This is a genomic window from Parvibaculum sp., assembly GCF_046297875.1.
GTDB lineage: Bacteria > Pseudomonadota > Alphaproteobacteria > Parvibaculales > Parvibaculaceae > Parvibaculum.
In genome coordinates this window covers 1,618,144-1,641,432 of record NZ_JBKBHD010000001.1, presented here as the reverse complement: position 1 = coordinate 1,641,432, position 23,289 = coordinate 1,618,144, and the positions used below count along the sequence as shown (strand labels likewise).

Below are 23,289 nucleotides of genomic sequence, written 5' to 3'. Positions count from 1 at the left end.
GAATGAGCCCTCTGGATCGGCCCCGGCACCCCATGCCGGGCCTTCTGGCAGAGAGTCCTACGCCCGCCCCCGAAGCGCCTGAATAGTGCAAATGGACCAAAGCCCGCCGCCCGGGGCAGCGAATTCATTCAAGAAGCGCGTCGTAGAATTCGTCGCGGACCCGGTCGAGGAAGAGATGACCGAGGCCGGTGAAGGTGCGGATTTCCGCGGCCTTGAGCCCGGTGCGGGCAAGCTGTGCTTTCATTTCCTCAAGCGGGATCACGCCATCCGCCTCGCCATGCCAGATCGTCACCGGCACATCGACGCCGGAGAAATCGGCGGGCGTCTCCCGCATCATGAGCTGGGATTCATGAACCAGACCATGAACGGACCAGCCCACCGAATCCATCGTCTCGTCGATCAGCGATTCCACCAGTTCCGGGTCGCTCTCCAGCATGGCGAAATCCGCCGGCGACTTTTCAAAGAAATGGAAAACCAGCGACCGCATGAAGGGCCGCGACATCTTTGCGCGGAGAATGGCGAGTGTGGAATCGAGCAGCCAGGGGTGGCGGCGCAGATTGCTGAAGAAGTAATTGACCATGCCGGGCCGGCCCTTGCGCGGCATCGGCGGCTCGAAACGCGCCGTGGTGAGCATTATACGTCGAACGCGCGGCCCGAAGCGAAGTGCAGCCGACAGCGCAAGCGGCACACTGGAAGAATTGGCCGCCAGCACGAAATCGTCGAGCTTCAGCGCATCGACGACAACTTCCAGGTCTTGCGCAAAGCTGGCATAAGTCATGTTGGGATCGGCGGAGGACTGTCCACATCCAGGACGCTCCACGACGACAAGCCGGATATCGCGCTGGGCCACAGACACCATTTCCCGCCGCCGGATCAACGAACTTGCAAGCGCGCTGCGCAACATGAGGACGGGCTTTCCGCCCGCACGCCCAAATTCTCGATAGGCGATGCGCCTGCCATCGGCAAGGTCGATGAATTCAAGCTGCACGGGATATGGCTTGCCCGAATTACCCTGTAGGTCTGTCGCAGCGCCGGTTTTGTTCACCTGAATATAGGCCGCGAGTTGCGACAATTCGGTGAGGTGGCGGATGAGATCGCTTTGCCGGTTGACGCCCAGCTTCTCGAACACGCTCTTGATCTGGTTGCGCGCCGTATTAATCGAGATGCCAAGTTCTTCCGCCGCGCCCCTGAGCGAGAGCCCATCCTTCAGCCGCGCCGAGAGCCGCGCTTCGGCGGGCGTCAGGCCGAACGTCTCTCGATACATATGCGCTTCGTCGGTTGCCGCCTCACGATCGGGTGCAACGAAAACGATGGCGCCATCCGGCGCGGGCTGCGCAAAACCGAGACGGCGGCGCAGCGCATCCGGCATCCGCGCCTCGGCGACGACATAGCCGAATACCGCCTCTTCGCCTTCCTCCGAAACAAGCCGAAGCAGCGACGGGCCATCGCCGGTCATTTCCTTTTCGATCGACGAGGCAATCGCACGAAACCGGGCTGCATTTTCTGGATCGGTGAAGGAAAGGCGCTTGCCCGCCGCAAGCGGCGCGCAATAGGGTGCAAGCATTTCCGCCGCTGCCGCCGAAATTTCCGCAATGCGCATGTCGCGTGCGACAACCATGTGACAGAAGCTCAGGGACGGCTCGCCGCTTCCCGGTGCTTCGTGCAACCGCTGCGCGAGCATTTCCGCCCGGGCAAGATGTTGGCGTACACCTTCGATGACGGTGCGCATGCCCTCCCTGTCGCCCTCGGTATCGAGATGCGCCAGAAGGGAGGTCATTTCCTCCCAATTGTCGGGATCGGTTGCATAGGCATAGATCGCATCGAGCGCCATGGCGAGGTCGGGCCGTGGCAAGGACGTCTCGGCGTCCGCGATATTTTCACCATCGACCATAACCGACCCGGACAGGCTACCGCCCCAAAACGCGATTGCAGAATGTGGAAGCTGCCGGCGCACCCCCGCCCCGGCGAGCCCACTTTAGGAGGAAAGCCGCAAAGCTGAAACCCGTTACGTTTCAGTATTAATGATGATCATTGACAAGGCGCGCGAGGATGTCGCGGAAATGCCCGAAAAGCACCATATGCCCTTGGTCATTTGCGACATGAAATTCCTCGACGGGAATGCCCTCAAGCATGCGCCGCACATCCTCGGCGCTGTTCATCTCGTCTTCCGCGCCATGCCAGACGAGGATCGGCCGCGCGATGCCGGATGTTTCCAGCGGTGCATCCTTCGAATAGAAGTTGAGTTCCGCCACGATGCCCCGGTGGGTTACGTCGATCGCTTCGACAAGACTGTCGGACAGACAATCGAGAAGCACCCTATCGTTCTCGAAGAGAAGACGGTCTGGCTCTGAATTTTCAAGGAAGTTGCGGATCATCGGCCGGAAGAAACGGCGCGAGCGTTTCGTACGCATGATCGAGAAGACCGCCTCGAAGAGCCAGGGATGCCGGCGGAGCCCGCCGAAGAACCGTCGCGCCTGCGTCGTGGGTTCGAGATCGGAGCGAAAGCCGAGACGCGGCGTGACAAGCGCCAGCCGCGTCACGCGGTCTGCAAGAATGGACGCCGCGGTCAGCGCGTAAGGCGCGCCCGATGCCCAGCCGAGAATGGCGAAACGGGTAATGCCGAGCGCATCGGCAACGGCGGCAAGGTCTGCCGCAAAGGATGCGTAGTTGCCATCGGGATGATGCGTCGACAGGCCGATACCTGGTCGCTCGATGCTGACGAGACGGATGCCGCATTCGCCCGCAATGCGCGCCTCCTGCGGCCGCATCAGGCTCGACTGCACAAGCGGATGCAGAATGAAAACTGGAAATCCGCCCGGCCTGCCAAACTCGCGCAGCGCGATGGATCGCCCGTCCGGCAATGCGATCCTGCGCCGTTCGGTAACCGTCACTGTTCCGCGCGCACCTGAGGGCGCGGCCTGCATGCTCGCGGCGAGAGTAGCAAGCTCTGCCAGATGGCGCACAAGATCGGCCTGACGATTGACGCCAAGTTTCTCGAAAACGGATTTGAGCTGATTGCGCGCCGTATTGACGGAGATACCGAGTTCTTCCGCCGCTTCCTTGAGCGTCTGGCCGAAGCGGAGCCGCGCCGTGAGCCGCGCTTCGGCAGGCGTGAGCCCAAGCATCTTGCGGAGAACATCGGGCGTGTCGTCGCCCACGTCGGGCGGCGCGGCGACCAGCGCGCAGAAGGGCGGCGCTTCGCCGGACTCAAGCTCCGCTGCATGCAGCATGGTCGGAGAAAGCGCATCGCCGCGCACGAGATAGCAAGGCTGGGAGCCATCGCTGCCCGAAAAGCGCACAAGGATCGGCGCCGCGCTCTTCTTCGCGAGATCCGCCAGCGCATCGGCGAAAGCCGTCTCGTCTTCGGCTTTGCCAAAGGCTAGCCCTTGACCCCGCCCGAGCGGCCCGCAAACGGCGCCGAAAAAATCACGCCCGCCATCATTCGATGCGATTACGCGGCGCTGCCTGTCCAGCAGCACAAGCGCATAGCCCGGATCGGACGATCCCGCATGGAGCCGCGTCGCTAGCTCGTCCGCGCGGCGCAGATGCGCGCCAAGTAAGGAGACGAGTTCATCCGCACCGGCAAGGCCCGTTTCGCTGTCATGGTCGAGATGGGCGAGGAAGTCGATCAGGTCTTCCCAGTTGTAGCGGCCCGCCGCATAGCCATAGACAGCATCCACCGCCTCCCCGATACGCGAGGAAGGTGCTTCGCCTGTCGTGCCGGCATTGTTTGCGAGGCTATCGCCCTGCGTGGCGGGATCATCCTCCCTCACGCGCAACTCCCTTACCCCGGCGCACCCTAACTCAAGGCGCAACCCCACAGCTCACATATAATAATATGACCTATTCGGAGACAGGAGCGAGAGGAAAGTTCGGGCCGCCTCAGACCATGCCGAGCGCGGACATGTAGAGATCGAGGATCGCTTCCTGTTCCTGGCGCTCGGCCTTGTCCTGCTTGCGCAGGCGGATCACCTGACGCAGCGTCTTGGTGTCGAAGCCGTTACCCTTTGCCTCGGCATAGACTTCCTTGATGTCGTTGGCGATGGCCGCCTTTTCTTCCTCGAGACGCTCGATGCGCTCGACGATGGACCGAAGCTGGTCCTGTGCGACACCGCCGTTATTCGAAGGCGTATTGCCGTCCGCCATGATGCCGCTCCACTGATACAAATTGCCGTGAGGGGCGCGACGATAGAGAGAGGCGCGCGCCGCGGCAATATGCCGGGGCAAGAAAGCTGTGGATAGAGATGTGGATGAACGGTGGATGAAATCACCGTTCAGCCATGCCCCTTTTTCTGCGCCGCCTCGAAAGCCGCATGCTGCTCGGGCGTCGCATCCGGCTGATATTTCTTCTTCCACGCGGCAAAAGGCTCGCCATAGATGAATTCGCGCGCCTCGTCCTTCGGGATGGAGATGCCCTTTTCCCCGGCCGCCTCCGCATACCAGTCGGCAAGGCAGTTGCGGCAGAAGCCGGCAAGGATCATCAGGTCGATGTTCTGAACATCCTTGCGCGCCTGCAAATGCGACACGAGCCGCCGGAAGGCTGCCGCTTCGAGTTCGGTCTGCAATGCCTTGTCCATGAGTTCCTCCTCTCGTTCTTCAATCCGATATGGGGAGCGAGGGATCGGTATGCGAGCCGAAATGCCGAACCTCGCGCACGCCTGCCCGCGACGCCGCGAACCGCAGATGCCGCGCATACCGCGCCGCCCATTCTCGCTGTCCTGCTTCCGTTCCGATCAGATCCTGCCTGATCTCGATGAGAATATGCGGCAGCCCGTGAATGGTTGCATGACGGTACATGCAATCGTTCCTGAGCCGGCCCGTATAGGGCTCATTGTCGCCCACCGTGAAGCCTTCCGCAGCGAAAGCCTCCATCAGCGAACCGACAAGGCGGTCGTCCCTGTCCCAGAGCAGCCCCGTTTCCCAGGGCCGCACGAAGCTCCGCCAGCGCGGCGTGAAACTGTGGAGCGAGACGATGACGGGTACGGCGCCGCCTGCCCGTGCCCGCTCGATCGCCGACACGATGGCTGCATGATAAGGCGCATGGAAGGTCTCGATGCGATGGCGGAACTCGCCCGCGTCGCGAAACGCATCGACATCGCGATTGCCGGGAATGATCGCACCGTCCGACAGCTTCATCACGATAGTCGGGTCGTCCTCGCCGCGATTGAGGTCGATGAGGAGCCGCGAGAAGCGCGCCAGCACCGCCGGGCAATCGAGCTCCGCCGCGAGCTCGCGGGCTACGCCGGCCGCGCCGATATCCCAGGCAATATGACGCTCGAACTCGGCTTCAGCGAGGCCGAGCGTGCCATAGCCGGGCGGCAGCGCATTCGAGGCATGGTCGCAGACGACCAGAAAATCGGGCTTGCCCCCCGGATTGACGATCTCGAAAGGCGCGAGCGAAGCAGAGACTGGGTGTGGCGGTTCATGCATGGGCGCACTATACCTGAGGCATGGCAGAGGACGACCGGGAAACCAGGGTGCTGTTGAAACGCCTCTACGACGCGGCCGTCCGGGCTGCCCTGCCCGAACATTGCCTGCCGCCGCACCTGCCCGTACCGCCTGCACCCGGCGAAGGCCGCCTCGTGATCTTCGCCATCGGCAAGGCGGCCGCCGCCATGGCTGCCGCGGCGGAAGACTGGTACGACGCGCGTTACCCCGGCACCCATGTCGAAGGATTGGCCCTGACGCGCTATGGCCATGCCCGCTCGACGCGCCATGTCGAAGTGCTAGAAGGCGGCCATCCGATCCCCGATGCGGCTGGCGAAGCGGCATCGAAGCGGCTGCTGCGCATGGCCGAATGGACGGGCCCGGAAGACCTTGCGCTGGTGCTGCTTTCGGGTGGCGGCTCGGCGCTCACCGTTCAGCCTTTGCCGGGGTTGACGCTTGCCGACGAAATCCTTCTCACGCGCGCACTCCTCGCATCCGGCAAGCCGATCGGCGATATCAACGCCGTTCGCAAGCACATTTCGCGCATCAAGGGCGGCAGGCTCGCTGCGATGCTCCATCCCGCGCGCTCCGTCACGCTCGCCATATCGGATGTTGCAGGCGACAACCCGACCACCATCGCCTCCGGCCCGACAGTACCCGACACGACATCGAAGGCGCGAGTGATGGCGGTGCTCGATTCGCTGGCGCCGTCCATTCCCGCCGATCTGCGCGAACGGATCGCAGCCCTTCCCGAAACGCCGAAGCCTGGCGATGAAATCTTCGCTCATGCGCAATATCAGCTTGTGGCAAGCGGCAGCGCCTCGCTCGGCGCAGCCGCCGCGCTTGCCCGGGAGGCCGGCTATGATCCGGTGGCGCTCGGCGATGCGCTGGAAGGCGAAGCGCGGTCGCTTGCCGAAGCCCATGCCGCCCGCGCGCTGAAAGCACGCGCCGAGGGCAAATGCGCCGCCATCATTTCGGGCGGTGAAGCGGCGGTGACTTTCCGCGAAAGCGGTGTAGATCCGGCAAAGGTAAAGGGCGGCCCCAATCAGGAATATGCACTGGCACTTGCCATCGCGCTCGGCGGTGCCGACGGCATCTGGGCGCTCGCAGCCGATACGGACGGGATCGACGGCGGCTCGGGTGCATCCGGCGACCCTGCAGGCGCCATCGTCACGCCGGATACATTGAAGCGTGCGATGGAACGGGGGCTCGATCCGAAGGACATGTTGGAGCGCCACGATTCCGGCACCTTCTTCGGCGAGATTGGCGATCTCGTGAAGACCGGACCGAGTTACACCAACGTCAACGATTTCCGGGTCATACTGGTTGGCACCCCCGATTCGCTTACCGAAAACTCTTAAGGAACCTCACCTTGAACCGCCGCCGCAACGTCAAGATCATCGCCACGCTGGGCCCCGCCTCCGACACGTCGGAGATGATCCGCAAGCTCTTCGATGGGGGCGCGGATGTGTTCCGCCTCAACATGAGCCATCTCGACCACAAGGGGCTGAAGCGCGTCCATACCATGGTGCGCGAAGTGGAAAAGACCGTTGAACGGCCGATCGGCATTCTGGTCGACCTGCAGGGCCCGAAGCTGCGCATCGGCGAGGTAAAGGAAGGCACGGTCCTCAAGGAAGGCAACCGCTTCCGCCTCGATACATCGAAGAAGCCGGGCGACGCCACCCGCGCCTTCCTTCCGCATCCCGCGATCTTCGATGCCGTGAGTGCCGGCCAGTCGCTGCTGCTCGACGATGGCAAGCTCCGCCTCACCGTGAAAGGCAAGGGCCAGGACCATATCGACACCGAAGTGATGGTGGGCGGCAAGCTGATGAGCCGGAAGGGCATCAGCCTGCCCGATACCATGCTGCCACTCGCGGCGCTGACCGAGAAGGATCGCAGCGATCTCGACGCGGCGCTCGATCTCGGCGTTGACTGGATCGCGCTTTCCTTCGTGCAGCGGCCTGACGACATTGCCGAAGTGCGCAAGATCGCGCGCGGCCGCGCGGCCGTTCTCGCCAAGATCGAAAAGCCGCAGGCGCTCGCCCATCTGGACGAGATCATCGAAATCGCCGATGCAATCATGGTGGCGCGTGGCGACCTCGGCGTCGAACTGCCGCTTGAGCAGGTGCCGGGCTGGCAGAAGCGGATGACCCGCGCCGCACGGCGTTCCGGCAAGCCCGTCGTCGTGGCAACGCAGATGCTCGAAAGCATGATCTCCGCGCCGACACCGACCCGCGCCGAAGTATCCGACGTCGCCACCGCCGTCTTTGAAGGCGCGGACGCGATCATGCTATCGGCCGAATCCGCCGCCGGGCAATATCCGGTCGAGGCGGTGAACATGATGAACCGCATCGCGCAATCGGTCGAAAGCGACCCGACCTATCCCGGCATCATCTATGCGCAACACGCCGAGCCGGAAGCGACCGGTGCAGACGCAATTTCGGCGGCTGCCCATTCCGTTGCCGACACGCTGAATGCCGCTGCCATCGTCTGCTGGACGAATTCAGGCTCGACGGGGCTGCGCGCCGCGCGCGAACGCCCGCTCTTCCCCATCGTCGCGCTGACGCCGGTTCATGCGACTGCGCGCCGCCTTGCCCTCGTCTGGGGCCTGCATTGCGTATTGACGGAAGATGCGAAGGACCTCGAGGACCTGTCGGACCGCGCCTGCCGCATCGCCTTTCAGGAAGGCTTCGCCCAGCCCGGCCAGCGCATTGTGGTGACGGCGGGTGTGCCCCTCGGTACGCCGGGCGCAACCAACATGCTGCGCGTCGCCTTTGTCGGCCGGAAGGACGCGCTATAGGGCCTAGGCGGCAGGCGCAAACTCCACGCGTCCGTCTTCATGGACCGTCACCTGACCGGCCCGCGGGCGCTCGCCGCGCGCGAGACGCAGAAGCGCATCCACCACGATCTCGCGCCGTGCATGATGCGGCATGTGGCCCGTGCTTTTGAGCTTCACGAGCTCCGAACCCGCGACCGCATTGTGGAACGCATAGGAATGGATCTTCGGCGAGACGGTGTAGTCCGCATTGCCGGTAACGACGATGACAGGCACCGAAATCTCGCTATAACGCGCACTCTGCCGCGCGAGATGCGGCTTCAGGTTCGACGTGTCCTCGCTGTTCGCGCGGAAATGCGATGGCCGGAAGAGAAGGTCCAGCCCGATCCTGTCGGCATAGGCATCGGGCGCCGGGTTCGGATGGAAATTTCCGGCAACGCCTTTTTCCGCGAGCAGCTTGCCGCCCGGAACCGTCAGAGTACGAAGAAAAACGGCGCCGGCAAGCGGTGTCCGCACCACCGAATGATACCAGGCAACGCCGCCCGGCCAGGGATAGAGCGCGCCCGCGAGCGGCAGGAGGCCCGCCAGGGATTCCGGCGCATCGAGCGCCCAGGCCGCCGCAACCGACGCGCCCCAGCTATGGCCGAGCACGACCGGCCTTTCGATACCGAGCTTCGCCGCCGCCGCGCGGATCGCGCGCGCCTGCACGGCCGGATTTGACATATCGGGATGGCGCCCGCGCCCGCTCCAGCCATGCCCCGGCCGGTCGAAGGCGACGACCCGGGTTTCCGCCGCAAGCACCGGTACGAGACTTTCTTCCATGTCTCTCAGATTGCCGCTCGCCCCGTGAATGAGCACCACAGGTGCAACGCCATCGCGCGCTTCCCCGCGCGACACGAAATGCAGGCGCAGCCCCTCGAACTCGCCATCGAGATCGACGAATTCGCCCGATGGCGGAAACAGCGCCGATGTGCGCCATGCCGTCCAGGCCGAAAAAAGAAAGAGCCCCGCGAGAAGAAGGGCGATGAAAACAACCAATGCCATGAAACCGGCTCCAAAGCGCATATATCCGGTACGGGCAGAAAGCCCTTCCGGTTCAGGCGTCAGATCCCCCTGCCCTCGACTTCAAGTTCGAGCGGCTCGATCCGCTCCTTGCCATTCACGAGCCAGGGATTGAGCGCGAGCGCCCGGCGATAGGCCTCAAGCGCGCCCTTGCGGTCGCCCAGATCCTCCAGAATGACGCCGAGCCCGGCCAGCGCCTCGTAATGGCGCGGTTCGAGGCGCAGCGTCTGCTCGAGATCGCGCAGTGCCGCCGAATAGTCCTCCCGGAGATAGTGAATGGCGGCGCGCCGGTGCCAGCCTTCGGCAAAATCCGGCGCCAGCGTTACTACCTCGTCGAAATAGAAATAGGCGCGGTCGAGATCGTCGTCCCCCAGCGCTTCAAGCCCGCGCTGCGTCAGAAGGTCGATACTGGGGCTGCCCGAATTGAGCCAGACGCTCTGTACGGCGCGCTCGACGGCGCGGCCTTTTTCTTCGGTCTCTGCTTTCGACAGTTCTTCAAGCAAGCGTTCGAGAACCGCCTCGCGCGCCTTTGCCTTGTCCTGCGGCAATGACGGCGTGGCCTCGCTTGCCGCATCCGGCGCCTGCGCCGCCATGACGGCGCCGGGCGATGAAAGCGGCAGGAGAAGCGCAAGGGCAAAGAGGATGCGAAGGCTCATGCCCCGATGATAGGGCGCGAAGCGCAGCGGCACAAAGCCCGCGAGCGGGTCCGGCGGCCTCAGCTGTTCAGATCCTGCCGCGCGCAGCCCTCGAATTCGGTGATGAAATCGGGTCCGAAAACGAGCGACGGCGTCTGGAAGCCGGGCTTTGCCTCGCCAGCCAGCACTCGGCGGACGATCTCGAGCCCCGTCATGGCGGTCAGCGTATAGCCTTCCGGCGTCCGCAGAAGCGAGCGCACGACCTCGCCATTCGGCCCCGTCGCCTCACCATAAAGCACCGAATAGCCCTGCGCGCGTTCGGCGTCGGTCGGCCCTTCGGGCTGCTGCTCGATCCGCTTCTTCAAGGCGCGCTGCATGAAACCGAGGCTCAGGAACCAGCGCGTGAGCGCACCCATCTTCGCCATCTGCTCGAATTGGGGATTGCTTTCGAAATAGACCGTGATGTCGGGAATCTTCGTCGAATGCCACGCAGTCGAGACATCACCCCAGCCGATCGCAATGGCGGACTTGAGCCCCTTGCCGAAATCGATCTCCCGCATCGGCGTCTTCCGCGCGGAGACAATGCGGCCCTCGCGGCGCACCCGCGTACCCTTGCCGATGCTTTCGACACCGGTCTTCGCCGTGCCATGCGACATCTGCCCTAGCCCGGAAATGCCGAGCACGAGTTCGCGCGCATCCGGCATCCGAGCCTTCATATGCGCGGCAAGACAATCGCTCGGCACCACGTCGAAGCCGACGCCCGGCATCAGCATGACGCCTGCCTTCTCCGCTTCGGCACTGCGCGCCGCACAGGCTTCGAAGACATCGATTTCGCCCGTGATGTCGAGATAGTGGGTGCCGGTGCGGATGCAGGCATCGACCATCGGTTTCGAAGTCTTCGAAAACGGTCCTGCGATATGCAGCACCGTATCGACCTGGGCAAGCCCGGCATCGAGCGCCTCGCGGTCATCGAGCGAAATCGCCTGATATTCGAAGCCATGCTGGGCGGCGATGGATTTGAGCCGTGCTTCGTTGCGGCCGGCAAGCAGCGGGTTGAGCCCCTGCGCCTTGGCAGACCGCGCCACGAGCTTGCCTGTATAGCCCGTCGCCCCATAGATCATGAACCTGCCGGTCATCGCCTGCATCGCCTCCATCGCCTGAGTGCCGGACCGACCGGATGGCCGCCGCCAATGCGGCATATTAACCGTGCCCGGCCCCACGTTTGCAAACCTCGATCGGGGCCATGACGCCATTCTGGCCACACCAATTGCAATATGCCCCAAAAGAAAAAGGCCACCCGCGGGGAGCGGGTGGCCTCGAATTTCACCCAGGCGCACACGGGAGCGCCCGGACCGCGCCTCAGCCCTGACGGGCCTTGAAGCGGCGGTTGGTCTTGTTGATGATGTAGACGCGCCCCTTGCGGCGGACGAGACGGTTGTCCCGGTGCCGATTCCGGAGCGATCTCAAGGAGTTACGGATTTTCATGGCTCAACCTCGGATCGGGGGCAAGCAGCCTCGCGCAATACTCGCGCGCCGCTTCCGGCCCGATGCCGGAACGCCCTTGAATTGGCGCGGAACCTAAGCGCCAGACCCTTGCCTGTCAACAGCCTGCTCGGCCCCGAAACCGGGGTTTTATGAAGGTACATATCGAGTTTCACCTTTGTTATGGTGCCCGCTTCCGGGCCGGGGCAGCCAGGAGCGGAGAAAGACCGCTCAATCGGAAAGTTGAGTAATTTGATACGGTTTTTCAACGGCGAGCTCGCAGAGACGGACAATATGCGCAAGGCGAATGCCATCGTCATGGCGCTCGGCTTTGCGATGCTGCTTGGCGCAGCCGTGTCTGCGCTGCTGCTGTCGGACCGCACCCGTCAGAATATCGACGACGTGGTCAATACGCTCGAAGTGCGCGCCGAGTTCCGCAAGGTACTCCTCCTCCTGCAGGATGCAGAGATCGGCCAGCGCGGCTTTCTGCTCACGCAGGATACGCAATATCTCGAACCCTATAATGCAAGCCGCCTTCAAATAACCCGGCGCCTGTCATCCCTCGAAACATTGGTCGATCCGAACTCGCAGCAGGCGGTACGCGTCGACCAGTTGCGCAAGGCGGCCATGCGCCGTCTGGAAGAGGCGGACACGACCATTGCGCTTGGCCGCGAAGGTGCCTTCGATGCGGCGCTGGCGATCGTCGCCGAAAACCGCGGCAAGGACCTCATGGACGAGGTGCGCGAGATCGTCGAGGCAGGACTTGCCGCCGAGTACGCCAAGCATGGCGACCGGGAAACCCGCGCCATCGCTTCGCGTACCTGGCTTTCTGCCTCCCTCATCGGCGCGCTGGCTGCCGCCCTCGTTCTTGCAATTCTCTCCGCGCAGCTGACCAGGCGTCAGTTCGCCAGCATGAGAAGCCGGCGCGACCAGCTTCTCGCGCTCAACGAGGAACTGGAAGCCCGCGTCCGCGACCGCACCCGCGAACTGGAAATGGCGCGGGAAATGGCCGAAGCGGAAGCAAACCGCGCCGAATATGAGCGCGGCCGCGTGGAATTGCTGCTGCGGGAAGTGACGCATCGCGTCGGCAACAATCTTGCAATGGTCTCCTCGCTTCTGAGAATGCAGCAGGCCAAGCTCGACGACGGTGCCGCCCGCTCTGCCCTCGAAACGGCGCGCGGCCGCATCCAGACGATCAGCACGGCGCAACGCCGCCTGCGGCTTGGCGACGACCTGCAGTCCACCCGCGTGGACGGCCTTCTCGAAGCCGTGACGATGGACCTCGCCGACACAGCCCTTGAGGGCACAGCAATAGTCATCGAAAGCGAATTCGAACCGATGATCGTCTCCTCGCGCGACGCCACGACGCTTGCAGTCCTACTCGGAGAGCTTGTATCAAACGCCATAAAGCACGCCTTCCACGGTCGTGACGGCGGCAGGATCAAGGCATCCTTCATCCGCAAGCCGGACGGCACGCCATTTCTGGCGGTCGAGGATGACGGGACCGGCTATGACGATAGCGCCGAGGCATCGCAGGCGCGCACTGGCCTAGGCTCAATGATTGTCGAAAACCTCTCGCGGCAATATGGCGGCGAGATCGTGAGACGAAAGAACGAGAAGGGCGGCACTACAATCCAGATTCTGTTGCCGAAGCTGCAGATCGCGGAGGTGCAGGTTGCCATTGATGACGAACGGGGTTTGCAGTGACGGCGAATAGCATCGATCCCCCGACTCGGCAAATCCGCTTCGGCGCGTGCACTTCTGCGGGCGCTTTTACCCGCCACCTGATATCGAGTTTCGAACCCTTACCGAGTAGCAAGAGCAATGAACACGACCTGCGGCACTGTAAAACGGCAGCCTGAATCCGGCCCAGTCACGATCCCGGATGAAGACATCATCATGCACCGGCCACTCTGGTTCCGGCAGGCGCTCGCCGCGCCTTACGAGAGCCGGACGCTTGATGTCGACGGCAACGACATTCACTACCTGCGCTGGGGAAATGACGACGCAACTCGGCCAGGTCTTCTCTTCGTGCATGGCAATGGCGCCCATGCACACTGGTTCCATTTCATCGCGCCGCTGCTGACCGAACAATACAACGTCGCTTCGATGGATCTCGGCGGCATGGGCGACAGCGGCTGGCGGATCGGCTATTCGCGCGAGACTTTCGCCCGCGAGATCGGCGAGGTGGCGCTGGCGGCCGGCCTCGGGCCGAAGCCCGTCGTCGTCGGCCATTCCTTCGGCGGCTTCGTCTCCCTGATCGCCGGCAAGCATTACGGCGACAGGCTCGGCGGCCTCATCCTGTGCGACTTCACTGTGCGCCCGGCCGATAATGCGCATGAGTGGTTTCTGAACGATCCCGAACGGCGCCCGACGAAAATCTACAAGAACTTCGACGAAGCCGTATCGCGCTTCCGCCTTGCGCCGCTGCAGCCCTGCGCCAATGGCTTCATTCTCGATTACATCGGCCCGCTCAGCCTGCGCGAAGTGACGAAGGGCGAGGCGCGCGGCAAGCGCACCTTCGAGGAAACGGGCTGGACCTGGAAGTTCGACGCCTCGATTTTCAACGGGCTGCGCATGGGCAACGACCATGCCGAAATCTACAAGAACCTCGCCTGCAAGGGCGCGGTGATGTTCGGCCTCGAAAGCAAGGATTACGACCCGAAGACCATCACCTTCCTGCGTGCGCTGACGCCGGAAAAGCCTGTCTTCACGGTGCCCGGCGCGCAGCACCATATCATGCTCGACCAGCCCCAGGCTTTCGCAGCCGCCGTCGGCGCGCTGATGGCGCAGTGGCAAGCGGAAGGCGCACTCGGGTGAGCCTCGAGTTGACGCTCGTCCTTCTTGCGGCGAGCATCGCCTGCACGGGGCTTCTTGTCTGGCTCGAGAAGCGGCCGACGGAAATCGGCCGCATCCGGCTGTTGCCGACAACGCCGCTGATTTTTCTCTCCCTCATGGTCGCAATCCTGATGATCGTCCATGTGGTGAACCTGATGGGCTATGTGACCGGGCGCTAGAATCCAACGGAAGGATATTGCCGGTGAGAAAATCGCATCCTGCACTTCTTCCCTTCTTTGCACTCACCTTCGCCCTTTCTGCGCCCTTCTGGCTGCTCGGCCATGCAGCGAGCGGTCTTTCGGATTACATCCCGATCGACCTTCCCGTGAGCTCGCTCATGGCCCTCACGCCCGCGATCGCCGCGCTCTACCTCGTCTGGCGGCATGATGGCGGCGCTGCCGCACGTGACTTTCTCAAGCGGTCCTTCGACTGGGATCGCATCCCGCATTGGGGCTGGATCGCGGGTGCCGCCCTCTTCATGCCCTCAGCCCTTTTCCTGTCATGGCTCGCAATGACGCTGACGGGCGCCGCCCTTCCGGAACCGCATCTCCCGATACTCGTGCTCCCCATCTTTTTCGTGATGTTCTTCGCCGCCGCGCTTGGCGAGGAACTCGGCTGGCAGGGCTACGCTTTCGACCGCATGACCATGCGCTGGAGCGCGCTTGCCGCCGCGCTCCTCCTCGGCGCCATCTGGACGCTCTGGCACCTCATTCCCTACTTCCAGACCGGGCGTGGCGCTACATGGGTCGCGTGGCATTGCGGCGTCACCATGCTGCTGCGGATCGTCACCGTCTGGTTCTATGTGAACGGCCGGCGCAGCGTCTTCATCGCCGCGATCTTCCACGCGATGAGCAATGTCGCTTTCTTCATGTTTCCGAATTTCGGCTCGCATTACGACCCGGCATATTTCATCTGGGTCATGGCGGCGGCGGCCGGCGCTATCCTTCTCGTCTACGGCACATCGCTGACGCGCGGCCGCGATCCGTCCTAGTGCAGCCCGATTTCTTCTTCCTCGTCATCGGCGATATTCGCATCGGTGCTGCGAAGGTTCTTCAACACTGGATGGAAAATCGCAAAACAGAGGATGATGACCATCAGCACCATGCCGAGCATGAAGGGTGCCGAATGCAGCATCCAGAAGAGCGGGATGCCGATGGCGGGATTGAGAATATGCCCCGTCGCCGCCGTGGAGCCGATAAGCCCCGCCACAGCGCCCTGATCCTTGAGCGACACCGATAGCGACGCTCCCGCCGAGAGCCCCGCGCGCAGGAAGCCAAAACCGAGCCCCGCCAGCGCCAGCGCCGAGACCAGCATCCCGTAGGAACCGCCGATCACCAGCATCGCGAAGGAGAGAAGCGTCGCAACCGCGCCCCAGCGCAGCAGGAACTGCACGGTGAGATCGAACCGCTGGATAAGGCCAAGCTGCGCCACCAGTGTCGACATCGCCATAGCCATCATGCCGACGCTGACAAGCTGCGTCGCCGCCGAACCGCCAAGCGCAAGCTCCGCCATCAGATAGAAGGCAAAAAGCTGCATCATGATCGACTGGCTGAGGCTCAGGATCACGCCGATGGTGAGCCAGGGCAGCACATTGGGCGCCGTCCATTTGAGCGCCGCGCGCTTTTGCTGCTTTTCGCTGAGAAGTTTCACAGGCGCCGTGCGCTCGGGGAGCAGAATCCAGATCGCAATGCCGCTCAGCAGCGCCAGCGCGCCGACAGCGAAGAAGGGCGCGAGAATGTGAATTTCCGCAAACGCTGCGGCAACGCCCGGCCCCACCACCGTGCCAAGGCCGAAAGCGGCGCCGATCTGCGCAATGCTGCCCGCGCGCTCCGCCCGCGTGGTACGGTCGGCCACATAGGCTTGCGAGGCGGGCATGGAGCCCGAACCGAAAATGCCGAAGATCGCCCGCGCGCCCATGACGAGCGGGAACATGAGCGCCATCGAAATCCAGTGGAGATAGCCCGCAAGCAGCACCACGCCGACAAGCGACGTTGAAATGCCAAATCCGAAGACGCCGATCAGGATCACGGGCTTCCGGCCCATCACGTCGCTGCGCCGCCCCCAGAAGGTACTGGTGAGAATCCACAAGGCCGCCGAGAGCGAGAAGATCATCGTCGTCTCGAATTCGGTCATGCCGAGATCGACGGCGATGGGCGGCAGCACGGCGAAGACGAGCGTCTGCCCCATGCCGACCGAAAGCAGGCAGACGAAGAGGATGAAGAAGGCGCGCTGGCGCTCTTTCGGCGTCGTCTTGCGATTGGCCTCGGACAGGGAAACCGGCTTCTGCCCGGGCTCGGGCTGCGCGGCGGTCGTCTCCGCCGTCTTTTCGTCATCTGCCGACATGGAACTGGCTTTCCGGTCTGCGCTGGCCCCTGCCTCGGGGATGGCCCTTCCTTTACGTCAAACCGGATTGGCTTTCCAGCCCGCGCTTTCGCAAATTGCCGTTCGCCCGCTCTCACCCTGCCCCAGCGACGGACAGGCGAATCTGGCCCCCGTTTGACACCCGGCGCGGACGGGATGCCTACTCCCGGAAACGACATTCGAACGGGAGGAAATCATGGAACTCGCCTTTGGTCCGAAGGACGCCGCTTTCCGCGATGAGGTGCGCAGCTTCCTCGACGAGAAGCTGACGCCGGAGCTGCGCGCCGTCGGCAAGCGCATGACGAGCGTCTATGCCGACTACGAAACCACCATGGCCTGGCACAAGGAACTCTATGCGAAGGGCTGGGTCGCCCCTGCCTGGCCGGTCGAATATGGCGGTTGCGACTGGAGCGTCATCCAGCATTACATCTTCTCGAGCGAGCTTGCGGCCGCCGGCGCCCCGCCCCTTTCGCCCATGGGGCTTGGCATGTGCGGACCCGTGCTGATCGGCTATGGCTCGCCCGAGCAGAAGGCGTTTTACCTGCCGCGTATACTCAATGGCGAGGATTTCTGGTGCCAGGGCTATTCGGAGCCGGGCTCGGGTTCCGACCTTGCAAGCCTCCAGATGAGCGCGCGCGAGGATGGCGACGACTTCATTTGCAACGGCCAGAAAATCTGGACGACGCATGCAAACTACGCCAACCGCATCTTCAATCTCGTCCGCACCTCGAAAGAGGACATTCCCCAGCGCGGCATTACCTTCATCCTGATCGACATGGACACGCCGGGTCTGAAGGTGGAGCCGCTGGTGATGCTCTCGGGCGAGCATATCCAGAACCAGATCTTCTTCACCGATGTGCGCGTGCCGAAGAGGAATGTCGTCGGCAAGGTAGGCGAAGGCTGGACGGTGGCGAAATATCTGATGCAGTTCGAACGCGGCGGCCACGCCTATGCGCCGGGGTTGCAGGTGCGGCTCGATCGTATCCGCCGCATGGCCTCGCAGGAAACCGGCGATGGTGGCGCGAAGCTCATTTCGGATGCGTCATTTGCGCGGAAGATCGCCGATGCCGCAAGCGAGATCATGGCGCTCGAATATACCGAGCATCGCATCATGTCGGCGCTGTCGAACGGCGAGGCGCCGGGCGCTGAAAGCTCGCTCCTGAAGACGCGCGGCACGGAGCTGAGCCAGCGCCTCACCGAAATCGCACTGGAAGCCGTCGCCTACTATGCCGTGCCCTTCCAGCCGCATGCGACGGCACCGGGCGGTCCCGTGCCGGGCGCACCTGAAGTCTCGCCGAACGAAACGCCTGCCGGACCCGACTATGCCTGGCCTGTCACGTCGAAATATCTGAACGACCGTGCGGGCTCGATCTATGCCGGCACGAACGAGATCCAGCGCAACATCATGGCAAAGGCCGTGCTCGGATTATGACCGGCGGATAAGCCTCTTCACGCCGAAGCCCGCAGCGGCGAGGAGATAGAGCAGCGCGAGGAGGACGGCAGCGATGTACCAGCCGTTCTCCTCCATCCACTTCTTCGAAAGCTGCGCCATCTGCTCATAGCCTTCGGGAATCTCCAGCACGCCTGCATCGCTCGCAAAGCGGTCATATTCGGCGCGCATTTTGGCGAAAAGCGCGGGCCGCTCCGCCGCAAGATTGCGTGCCTCGCCGGGGTCGATCGCAATGTCGTAGAGATACCACGCGCCGTCGCCATAGGGCGGCATGTTGCGCACGAGCTTGTAGTTGCCGCGGAAGAGCGCCGCATTGCCGGCCGCTTCGAGCCCGACGGAATCCTCCGGTCCGTAATGCGGCGTGACGCCGGCAAGGAGCGGCATGAGCGAGCGGCCCGTCATCGGCTTCACCGCGCGGCCGTCGAATTCTGTCACCTGTTCCACATTCGCAAGATCGAGAATGGTCGGCGCAATATCGGTGATGAAACTGAAATCGCCGACATGGCCCGCTGCCGGGATGCCCGCACCCGCAACGATGAAGGGGGCGCGAATGCCGCCTTCGCCCGCATAAAGCTTGAAGAAGGCGCCGGGCGAGGCCGCCGCGCTCGCAAATTCCGGCCCGATGAAAGCATAGGTTCCCTTCTCACCCAGCGTGTCGAGATCGCGGCTATAGCCTTCCCACCAGAGCCATTGCGCAAAGCCGGGAATATCCGTCGGCGCGTTGGGCTCCGGCCCGTTGTCGGAGAGCACGAAGAAAACCGTGTTCTCGAAATCGCCGCGCTTCTTCAGATGCTCGATGAATCGCCCGATGTGATGGTCCATCGCTTCGAGCATGCCCGCATTCACCGCCATGCTCTTTGCAAACAGCGCGCGCTCCCGATCGCTCAGCGCCTCCCAGGCGCGAAGCCCGTCCGGCATCGGCCCGAGTTCCATGCTTTCGGGCATGAGCCCGCGCGCCACGACGTTTTCGAAACGCGCGCGGCGCAGCACCTCCCAGCCCTCCGCATAGACGCCTTCGTATTTCTCGACGAACTCGCGCGGCGCCTGCACCGGAATATGAACCGCCTGAAAGGCGAGATAGGCAAAGAAGGGCGTGCTCGCGCCCTCGCCTTCCTCGATATAGTCGATCGCCTTGTCGACGATGAATTGCGAGGAATAGAAATCCTCAGGCAGGCTCGCCGCCTCACCATCCTCGAACCAGGGCGCGTCGGAATAGATCGGCAGATAGGACCGCTGCTCCCAATTGTCGGCACCCGACGCATCGAGCACGAAGGAGCGGTCGAAGCCATGCGAAGGCGGCAGCGCGGAAGGCGTATGGCCGAGATGCCACTTGCCTGTCACCGCCGTTCGATAGCCGGCCTTTTGCAGCAACGCCGCGACCGTCACCACATCGTCGGCGAGGCGGCCGAGATAGCCAGGCGCCCCCTGGTGTTGCGGTGGCAGCGTTTCGGGCAGATTGCCGACGCCCGCGAGATGGCTCGTCATGCCGGTGAGCAGCATCGCGCGCGACGGCGCACAGACCGGCGAGGCATGGAAATTCGAGAAGAGCGCACCGCGCGCCGCCAGCGCGTCGATATTCGGCGTCGAAATCTCGCTGCCATAGGCGCCGAGATCGCTGAAGCCCACATCGTCGGCAAGGATCACGACGATATTGGGCCGCGCTTCCTGCGCCATGACGGGCGCTGCCGCGACAAGGCATGTGGCCGTGACGGCTGCGGTAAGAAATTTCATGTCTTGTCCTCCAATGCCGTACCGCTCCAGTGACGATCGAGCGGCTTGCCGTTTGCGCTGCCGGAAAGTGGCGGCACCGCATATGAATTTTCATCTGCGAGCACATCCGCGCCGCTGCCGAGCAGCGCCGCGGCCTGCGCCTTCGCTTCGGCTTCTAGCGCACCGAAATGCCGCCTCAGCGCGGCCAGGCAATGTGCCCGGTAGGGGCTTGCCGGAAACCGCCAGCCAACACCATCCTGACGATAGGAAACGACGGCCTCGCCTAGCGCAAGCGCCGCCTCGTTTGCGGCGAGATAGGGAATATACTCGCCCGCGATCCGCGCGAAGAAAGGCGCAAGGTCATCGGGCACATGGCCGGGAAGCGGCGCCCGCGCGATGTCCTCCGGTCGCGTGGCCCAGAGCCGCGCCACCCACAACATCACATGCGGCGCCCGTGCCCTCATGATCGCGGCGGGCGTTGGATCGGACGAGAAATGCCGGAACATCGAACCGAAAAATCCGAAATCGGCTTCCACCGGCCGCTCGCCCATGAGGAAAGGCCGTGTTGCCAGCACAGCCTCCATCGCATCGAGCGTAGCGAGATAAAGCGCCTCGATCTGCGGGATCGTTTCCTGCCTCACGCCGTCCTGAGCGAGATAGACGCGGCGCTGCCGCCTGAGGATCATCTGCCGCCTGATCCAGAAAGGCAGCTTCACATCGCGGAGCATGGTTCGCGCAATCTGCGCGCTCATCAGCGTCATGTCTTCATCGAAGGACCAGCGATAGTGGAGCGCCGGGCGCCAGAGCCATTCATCGCCATAGTCTTCGAGGAGCAGGCTCGCAAATCGCGTCAGCGGGTCGGTAGGCGAGAGCGAAGGCGACGGAAATCGGCGCTCGAAATCCGCCATGATCGCCGTCGTATCGGTGAGCCATGTCCCGTCCGCCATTTCGATCTGCGGCATCTGCAGAACGCCCGTTGCCCGGCCCGCGCGGCGGAAGGCGGCGGTGTCCATCTCGGCAAAACGATAAGCCACGCCCTTCACGCGCAAATAGGCCTCAAGCTTCCCCGTGAAATAGGAAAGCGTAAGGCCGTGGACGGTCATCATGCCGTCGGAAGACAGGGCGGTTTGATCCAGCATCGCCGGAATATGGCACGTCGAGTGCAATAATCAAGACCTCCCGAAACGCCTTGCCCGCAGCGCCCGGCCTGCTAACAATCCGCCATCGCCATTTTCTCATCTGCGGAGCCTCTCATGCTACTCGACGAAGCGCTGAAAGCGCGGAAATCCGTGCGCGCCTTCAAGCCCGATCCCGTGCCGCTCGAACTCGTGAAGGAAATACTTGAGATCGCGCGCTGGTCGCCGTCGGGCACCAATATCCAGCCCTGGAAGGTGCATGTGGCAGCGGGCGAAGTGCGCCGCCGTCTGGAAGAGGAAGTCCTCGCCCACCGCGAGACGGACCCGGCCGACAAGATCGCCGAATTCCCGCGCACTTCGAAGCGCAAGGAGCCCTACACCACGCGCATGCGCATACTCGGCAAGGAGATGTACGGCCTGCTCGGCATTCCGAAAGGCGACCAGGCCGCCAACTGGCGCCAATGGGGCCGCAACTACCAGTTCTTCGACGCGCCTGTCGGTCTCATCTTCACCATCGACAAGGATCTCGATGCGATGAGCTTTCTCGACATCGGCATGTTCATGCAGTCGATCATGCTGGCGGCAAAGGCGCGCGGCCTCGACACCTGTTCGCAGGGCGCCTGGAACAATTTCTGGAGCGTCACGCGCCGCGTGCTGAATGTGCCGGACGATGAATACATCATCTGCGGCATGTCGCTCGGCTATGCCGACGAAACCGCGCTCGTGAACACGCTCATCGCCGAGCGCGAGCCGGTGGAAAACTTCGCGACGTTTCACGGATTTGAGTGAGACGAAAGCTCAGAACCGCACACCGCCGCGCGGATGCACAGGCGCGGCGCGGGCGCCTGTCATGGCGGCCTGACCGGCGGGAAGCGAAGGCTTCACATAAAAGCCATTATGAATGGCGATGAAGCCCTGCCGGTTGCCGACACCGCCCTCGAAGCCTGCCGTCGCGACGGAGGCGACTTCCGCCCGCTTCGGTGCCTCGCGCTCGCCTGCAAAGGGATCGACGCCCTCCGGCCCGCCCGCAAGCGCGCCGTGCTCGACCTCGGGGCTCCACGGATCGATCCAGCGCACCTCGCCCGCCGCCGCCGGCAAGGCGAAGCCCGCCACGAGGCTTCCAAAAAGTAGAATGTGCGCGATCATTCCTGGTCCGATCAATTGTTTCATTTTGAAACATAGTGACCGCGCGCCACGGGATCAATGCCGGGCAAATACCCGCGGCAGGTGTTAATTCCCGGCCATTATGCGTGTGGCGGCGCCGATTAGGGGAACATACCGCTCCCCGATTGGTTAGGCTGGCAGGACTGAAACCCGCTTTCCCCAGCAAAAGGATTGATTTCAATGGCGATTTCCCGGCAACAAGAAGCACGGGCCCTGGACAAGGACGAGCAGGAACTGGTGGAGAAATCCCATCATCCGGCTTTGCAGGACCTGTCGGACAAGGATCTGGCCGGGCTGGTGAAGCTGCTGCGCGAGCGCCGCGACAAGGCCAGGGACCGGGCGAACCAGCGCCGCCGCGAAATGCGCGGCAAGGCCGCCCCGAGGGGTGCCGCGCCTTCCGCGGCCGATGACGGATCGAAAATCAAACTGGCCGTTCTGGCGATGGCCATGCGCCGTCTCAACAAGGAAACCGAGCGCCGCCGCCGGATGGCCGCAAGCAGCGCGCTGATCGAAAATGCGCAGCGCGCGCTGGCCCTGAAAAAGGCGAGCGGCAAGGACGATGCCGGTTTCAACAGCCGTCACAGCCGCCGAGGCATGCGCAAGGTGGCGAACCCGAAACAGGAAAAGCTGGTCCGTCCCATGGAAACAGGCCGCCAGCGCAAGGCGGCCAGCGTCGCCCAGGCAAAGCGCGACAGCCGCTAACCAAAAACCGGCCCGGCCCGGACGCGGCGATATCCCTCCCGTTCCGGGCCGGTTCCAGCTTCTTGCCAAAGCCGCCGCCGCCGTTATCCTCCCCGCCAACGAAAACGACAAAATGTCAGGGAGCAAGATCATGGCGGAATACAATCGCCCGCTGCCCGCACCGACGCCCGAAACACAACATTTCTGGGATGGTTGCCGGGACGGCGAACTGAGGCTGCAGCGCTGCAAATCCTGCAAGGAAAGCTACTTTCCCCCGCGCCCCTTCTGCCCCGCCTGCAGCTCGCGCGATGTGGAAATCTACAAGGCGAGCGGCAAGGCCACGCTCTACTCCTACATCATCAATCACCGCCCTCGCCCCGATTTCGGCGAGGCGCCGCACTCGATCGCGGTCGTCGCGCTGGCCGAAGGCCCCCGCATGATGACGAACATCGTCGACTGCTCGCAGACGCCGGAAGCTCTCGTCCTCGACATGCCACTCGAAGTCACCTTCGAGAAGGCGAGCGACGAGATCAGCCTCCCCAAATTCCGCCCGGCGAAAGGTTAGGA

Annotated in this window: 23 protein-coding genes; 10 read left to right on the top strand and 13 right to left on the bottom strand. The window is 63.4% G+C overall.

Annotated elements, in window-relative coordinates:
* Positions 1-124: 124 nt before the first annotated feature.
* The 5 genes from ACK4FH_RS07950 to ACK4FH_RS07930 all read right to left on the bottom strand — a co-directional run bounded on the left by ACK4FH_RS07950 (position 125) and on the right by ACK4FH_RS07930 (position 5,430).
* The gene (locus ACK4FH_RS07950) at positions 125-1,852 is read right to left on the bottom strand and encodes an alpha/beta fold hydrolase (protein WP_409812476.1); all 1,728 of its coding nucleotides are present in this window, start codon (positions 1,850-1,852) and stop codon (positions 125-127) included.
* A 166-nt stretch (positions 1,853-2,018) separates the two neighbouring features.
* On the bottom strand, positions 2,019-3,773 hold the full coding sequence (locus ACK4FH_RS07945; RefSeq protein ID WP_409812475.1) for an alpha/beta fold hydrolase: 1,755 nt from the start codon (positions 3,771-3,773) through the stop codon (positions 2,019-2,021).
* 109 nt (positions 3,774-3,882) lie between these two features.
* Positions 3,883-4,146 (bottom strand): DUF2312 domain-containing protein, encoded by a 264-nt coding sequence (locus ACK4FH_RS07940; RefSeq protein WP_409812473.1) that lies wholly within the window; start codon positions 4,144-4,146, stop codon positions 3,883-3,885.
* A gap of 128 nt (positions 4,147-4,274) precedes the next feature.
* Positions 4,275-4,577, bottom strand: coding sequence for a DUF1244 domain-containing protein (locus ACK4FH_RS07935; RefSeq protein ID WP_409812471.1), 303 nt, complete (start codon positions 4,575-4,577; stop codon positions 4,275-4,277).
* Positions 4,578-4,596: 19 nt separating this feature from the next.
* Complete coding sequence (locus ACK4FH_RS07930) at positions 4,597-5,430, bottom strand: N-formylglutamate amidohydrolase (protein WP_409812469.1); 834 nt, start codon at positions 5,428-5,430, stop codon at positions 4,597-4,599.
* 20 nt (positions 5,431-5,450) lie between these two features.
* Here ACK4FH_RS07930 and ACK4FH_RS07925 point away from each other — a divergent pair, with 20 nt between their 5' ends.
* Positions 5,451-6,788 (top strand): glycerate kinase, encoded by a 1,338-nt coding sequence (locus tag ACK4FH_RS07925; protein WP_409812468.1) that lies wholly within the window; start codon positions 5,451-5,453, stop codon positions 6,786-6,788.
* Positions 6,789-6,799: 11 nt separating this feature from the next.
* Positions 6,800-8,227, top strand: coding sequence for a pyruvate kinase (pyk, locus tag ACK4FH_RS07920; RefSeq protein WP_409812466.1), 1,428 nt, complete (start codon positions 6,800-6,802; stop codon positions 8,225-8,227).
* Positions 8,228-8,230: 3 nt separating this feature from the next.
* Here the strand turns inward: pyk and ACK4FH_RS07915 are convergent, their stop codons facing one another.
* From ACK4FH_RS07915 to ykgO, 4 genes are all read right to left on the bottom strand, one after another.
* A complete protein-coding gene (locus tag ACK4FH_RS07915; protein ID WP_409812464.1) occupies positions 8,231-9,247 on the bottom strand; it encodes an alpha/beta fold hydrolase in 1,017 nt (338 codons plus the stop codon).
* Between the two features lie 59 nt (positions 9,248-9,306).
* On the bottom strand, positions 9,307-9,921 hold the full coding sequence (locus ACK4FH_RS07910; protein WP_409812462.1) for a tetratricopeptide repeat protein: 615 nt from the start codon (positions 9,919-9,921) through the stop codon (positions 9,307-9,309).
* Between the two features lie 59 nt (positions 9,922-9,980).
* Entirely contained in the window at positions 9,981-11,036 is a 1,056-nt protein-coding gene (locus ACK4FH_RS07905; RefSeq protein WP_409812460.1) for a saccharopine dehydrogenase family protein, read from the bottom strand.
* A gap of 223 nt (positions 11,037-11,259) precedes the next feature.
* On the bottom strand, positions 11,260-11,385 hold the full coding sequence (gene ykgO, locus ACK4FH_RS07900; protein WP_012110943.1) for a type B 50S ribosomal protein L36: 126 nt from the start codon (positions 11,383-11,385) through the stop codon (positions 11,260-11,262).
* Between the two features lie 249 nt (positions 11,386-11,634).
* On the opposite strand from ykgO, the gene ACK4FH_RS07895 reads away from it, so the two are divergent.
* The 4 genes from ACK4FH_RS07895 to ACK4FH_RS07880 all read left to right on the top strand — a co-directional run bounded on the left by ACK4FH_RS07895 (position 11,635) and on the right by ACK4FH_RS07880 (position 15,211).
* The gene (locus ACK4FH_RS07895) at positions 11,635-13,089 is read left to right on the top strand and encodes a sensor histidine kinase (RefSeq protein ID WP_409812458.1); all 1,455 of its coding nucleotides are present in this window, start codon (positions 11,635-11,637) and stop codon (positions 13,087-13,089) included.
* Positions 13,090-13,206: 117 nt separating this feature from the next.
* Positions 13,207-14,202 (top strand): alpha/beta fold hydrolase, encoded by a 996-nt coding sequence (locus ACK4FH_RS07890; protein WP_409812456.1) that lies wholly within the window; start codon positions 13,207-13,209, stop codon positions 14,200-14,202.
* Positions 14,199-14,399 carry a hypothetical protein gene (locus ACK4FH_RS07885; RefSeq protein ID WP_409812454.1) on the top strand — a complete coding sequence of 67 codons (201 nt, stop codon included), beginning with the start codon at positions 14,199-14,201 and terminating at the stop codon, positions 14,397-14,399. Before ACK4FH_RS07890 ends, ACK4FH_RS07885 begins: the two co-directional genes overlap by 4 nt.
* A gap of 23 nt (positions 14,400-14,422) precedes the next feature.
* The gene (locus tag ACK4FH_RS07880; RefSeq protein ID WP_409812453.1) at positions 14,423-15,211 is read left to right on the top strand and encodes a CPBP family intramembrane glutamic endopeptidase; all 789 of its coding nucleotides are present in this window, start codon (positions 14,423-14,425) and stop codon (positions 15,209-15,211) included.
* Here the strand turns inward: ACK4FH_RS07880 and ACK4FH_RS07875 are convergent.
* Positions 15,208-16,563, bottom strand: coding sequence for an MFS transporter (locus tag ACK4FH_RS07875; protein WP_409812451.1), 1,356 nt, complete (start codon positions 16,561-16,563; stop codon positions 15,208-15,210). The genes ACK4FH_RS07880 and ACK4FH_RS07875 overlap by 4 nt on opposite strands.
* 214 nt (positions 16,564-16,777) lie before the next feature.
* Between ACK4FH_RS07875 and ACK4FH_RS07870 the strand changes: the two genes are divergently transcribed.
* A complete protein-coding gene (locus tag ACK4FH_RS07870; protein WP_409812449.1) occupies positions 16,778-18,013 on the top strand; it encodes an acyl-CoA dehydrogenase family protein in 1,236 nt (411 codons plus the stop codon).
* On the opposite strand, the gene ACK4FH_RS07865 is transcribed toward ACK4FH_RS07870, so the two are convergent.
* Complete coding sequence (locus ACK4FH_RS07865) at positions 18,008-19,762, bottom strand: arylsulfatase (RefSeq protein WP_409812448.1); 1,755 nt, start codon at positions 19,760-19,762, stop codon at positions 18,008-18,010. The two genes, ACK4FH_RS07870 and ACK4FH_RS07865, sit on opposite strands and share 6 nt — an antisense overlap.
* A complete protein-coding gene (locus ACK4FH_RS07860) occupies positions 19,759-20,880 on the bottom strand; it encodes a glutathione S-transferase family protein (protein WP_409812446.1) in 1,122 nt (373 codons plus the stop codon). Before ACK4FH_RS07860 ends, ACK4FH_RS07865 begins: the two co-directional genes overlap by 4 nt.
* 114 nt (positions 20,881-20,994) lie before the next feature.
* Between ACK4FH_RS07860 and ACK4FH_RS07855 the strand changes: the two genes are divergently transcribed.
* Entirely contained in the window at positions 20,995-21,666 is a 672-nt protein-coding gene (locus ACK4FH_RS07855) for a nitroreductase (RefSeq protein ID WP_409812444.1), read from the top strand.
* 9 nt (positions 21,667-21,675) lie between these two features.
* On the opposite strand, the gene ACK4FH_RS07850 is transcribed toward ACK4FH_RS07855, so the two are convergent.
* Complete coding sequence (locus ACK4FH_RS07850) at positions 21,676-22,023, bottom strand: hypothetical protein (protein ID WP_409812442.1); 348 nt, start codon at positions 22,021-22,023, stop codon at positions 21,676-21,678.
* A gap of 198 nt (positions 22,024-22,221) precedes the next feature.
* Between ACK4FH_RS07850 and ACK4FH_RS07845 the strand changes: the two genes are divergently transcribed.
* Both ACK4FH_RS07845 and ACK4FH_RS07840 read left to right on the top strand, forming a co-directional pair.
* Positions 22,222-22,743, top strand: coding sequence for a hypothetical protein (locus ACK4FH_RS07845; protein WP_409812441.1), 522 nt, complete (start codon positions 22,222-22,224; stop codon positions 22,741-22,743).
* 130 nt (positions 22,744-22,873) lie between these two features.
* Positions 22,874-23,287, top strand: a complete 414-nt coding sequence (locus tag ACK4FH_RS07840) for a Zn-ribbon domain-containing OB-fold protein (RefSeq protein WP_409812440.1) — start codon at positions 22,874-22,876, stop codon at positions 23,285-23,287.
* Positions 23,288-23,289: the final 2 nt, after the last annotated feature.

Coding starts and splice junctions, on each gene's coding strand:
- ACK4FH_RS07940 (WP_409812473.1), bottom strand. CDS start 4,146: ATGGCGGACGGCAATACGCCTTCGAATAACGGCGGTGTCGCACAGGAC.
- ACK4FH_RS07935 (WP_409812471.1), bottom strand. CDS start 4,577: ATGGACAAGGCATTGCAGACCGAACTCGAAGCGGCAGCCTTCCGGCGG.
- ACK4FH_RS07930 (WP_409812469.1), bottom strand. CDS start 5,430: ATGCATGAACCGCCACACCCAGTCTCTGCTTCGCTCGCGCCTTTCGAG.
- ACK4FH_RS07925 (WP_409812468.1), top strand. CDS start 5,451: ATGGCAGAGGACGACCGGGAAACCAGGGTGCTGTTGAAACGCCTCTAC.
- ACK4FH_RS07915 (WP_409812464.1), bottom strand. CDS start 9,247: ATGGCATTGGTTGTTTTCATCGCCCTTCTTCTCGCGGGGCTCTTTCTT.
- ACK4FH_RS07910 (WP_409812462.1), bottom strand. CDS start 9,921: ATGAGCCTTCGCATCCTCTTTGCCCTTGCGCTTCTCCTGCCGCTTTCA.
- ACK4FH_RS07905 (WP_409812460.1), bottom strand. CDS start 11,036: ATGACCGGCAGGTTCATGATCTATGGGGCGACGGGCTATACAGGCAAG.
- ykgO (WP_012110943.1), bottom strand. CDS start 11,385: ATGAAAATCCGTAACTCCTTGAGATCGCTCCGGAATCGGCACCGGGAC.
- ACK4FH_RS07890 (WP_409812456.1), top strand. CDS start 13,207: ATGAACACGACCTGCGGCACTGTAAAACGGCAGCCTGAATCCGGCCCA.
- ACK4FH_RS07875 (WP_409812451.1), bottom strand. CDS start 16,563: ATGTCGGCAGATGACGAAAAGACGGCGGAGACGACCGCCGCGCAGCCC.
- ACK4FH_RS07870 (WP_409812449.1), top strand. CDS start 16,778: ATGGAACTCGCCTTTGGTCCGAAGGACGCCGCTTTCCGCGATGAGGTG.
- ACK4FH_RS07865 (WP_409812448.1), bottom strand. CDS start 19,762: ATGAAATTTCTTACCGCAGCCGTCACGGCCACATGCCTTGTCGCGGCA.
- ACK4FH_RS07860 (WP_409812446.1), bottom strand. CDS start 20,880: ATGCTGGATCAAACCGCCCTGTCTTCCGACGGCATGATGACCGTCCAC.
- ACK4FH_RS07855 (WP_409812444.1), top strand. CDS start 20,995: ATGCTACTCGACGAAGCGCTGAAAGCGCGGAAATCCGTGCGCGCCTTC.
- ACK4FH_RS07850 (WP_409812442.1), bottom strand. CDS start 22,023: ATGATCGCGCACATTCTACTTTTTGGAAGCCTCGTGGCGGGCTTCGCC.
- ACK4FH_RS07845 (WP_409812441.1), top strand. CDS start 22,222: ATGGCGATTTCCCGGCAACAAGAAGCACGGGCCCTGGACAAGGACGAG.
- ACK4FH_RS07840 (WP_409812440.1), top strand. CDS start 22,874: ATGGCGGAATACAATCGCCCGCTGCCCGCACCGACGCCCGAAACACAA.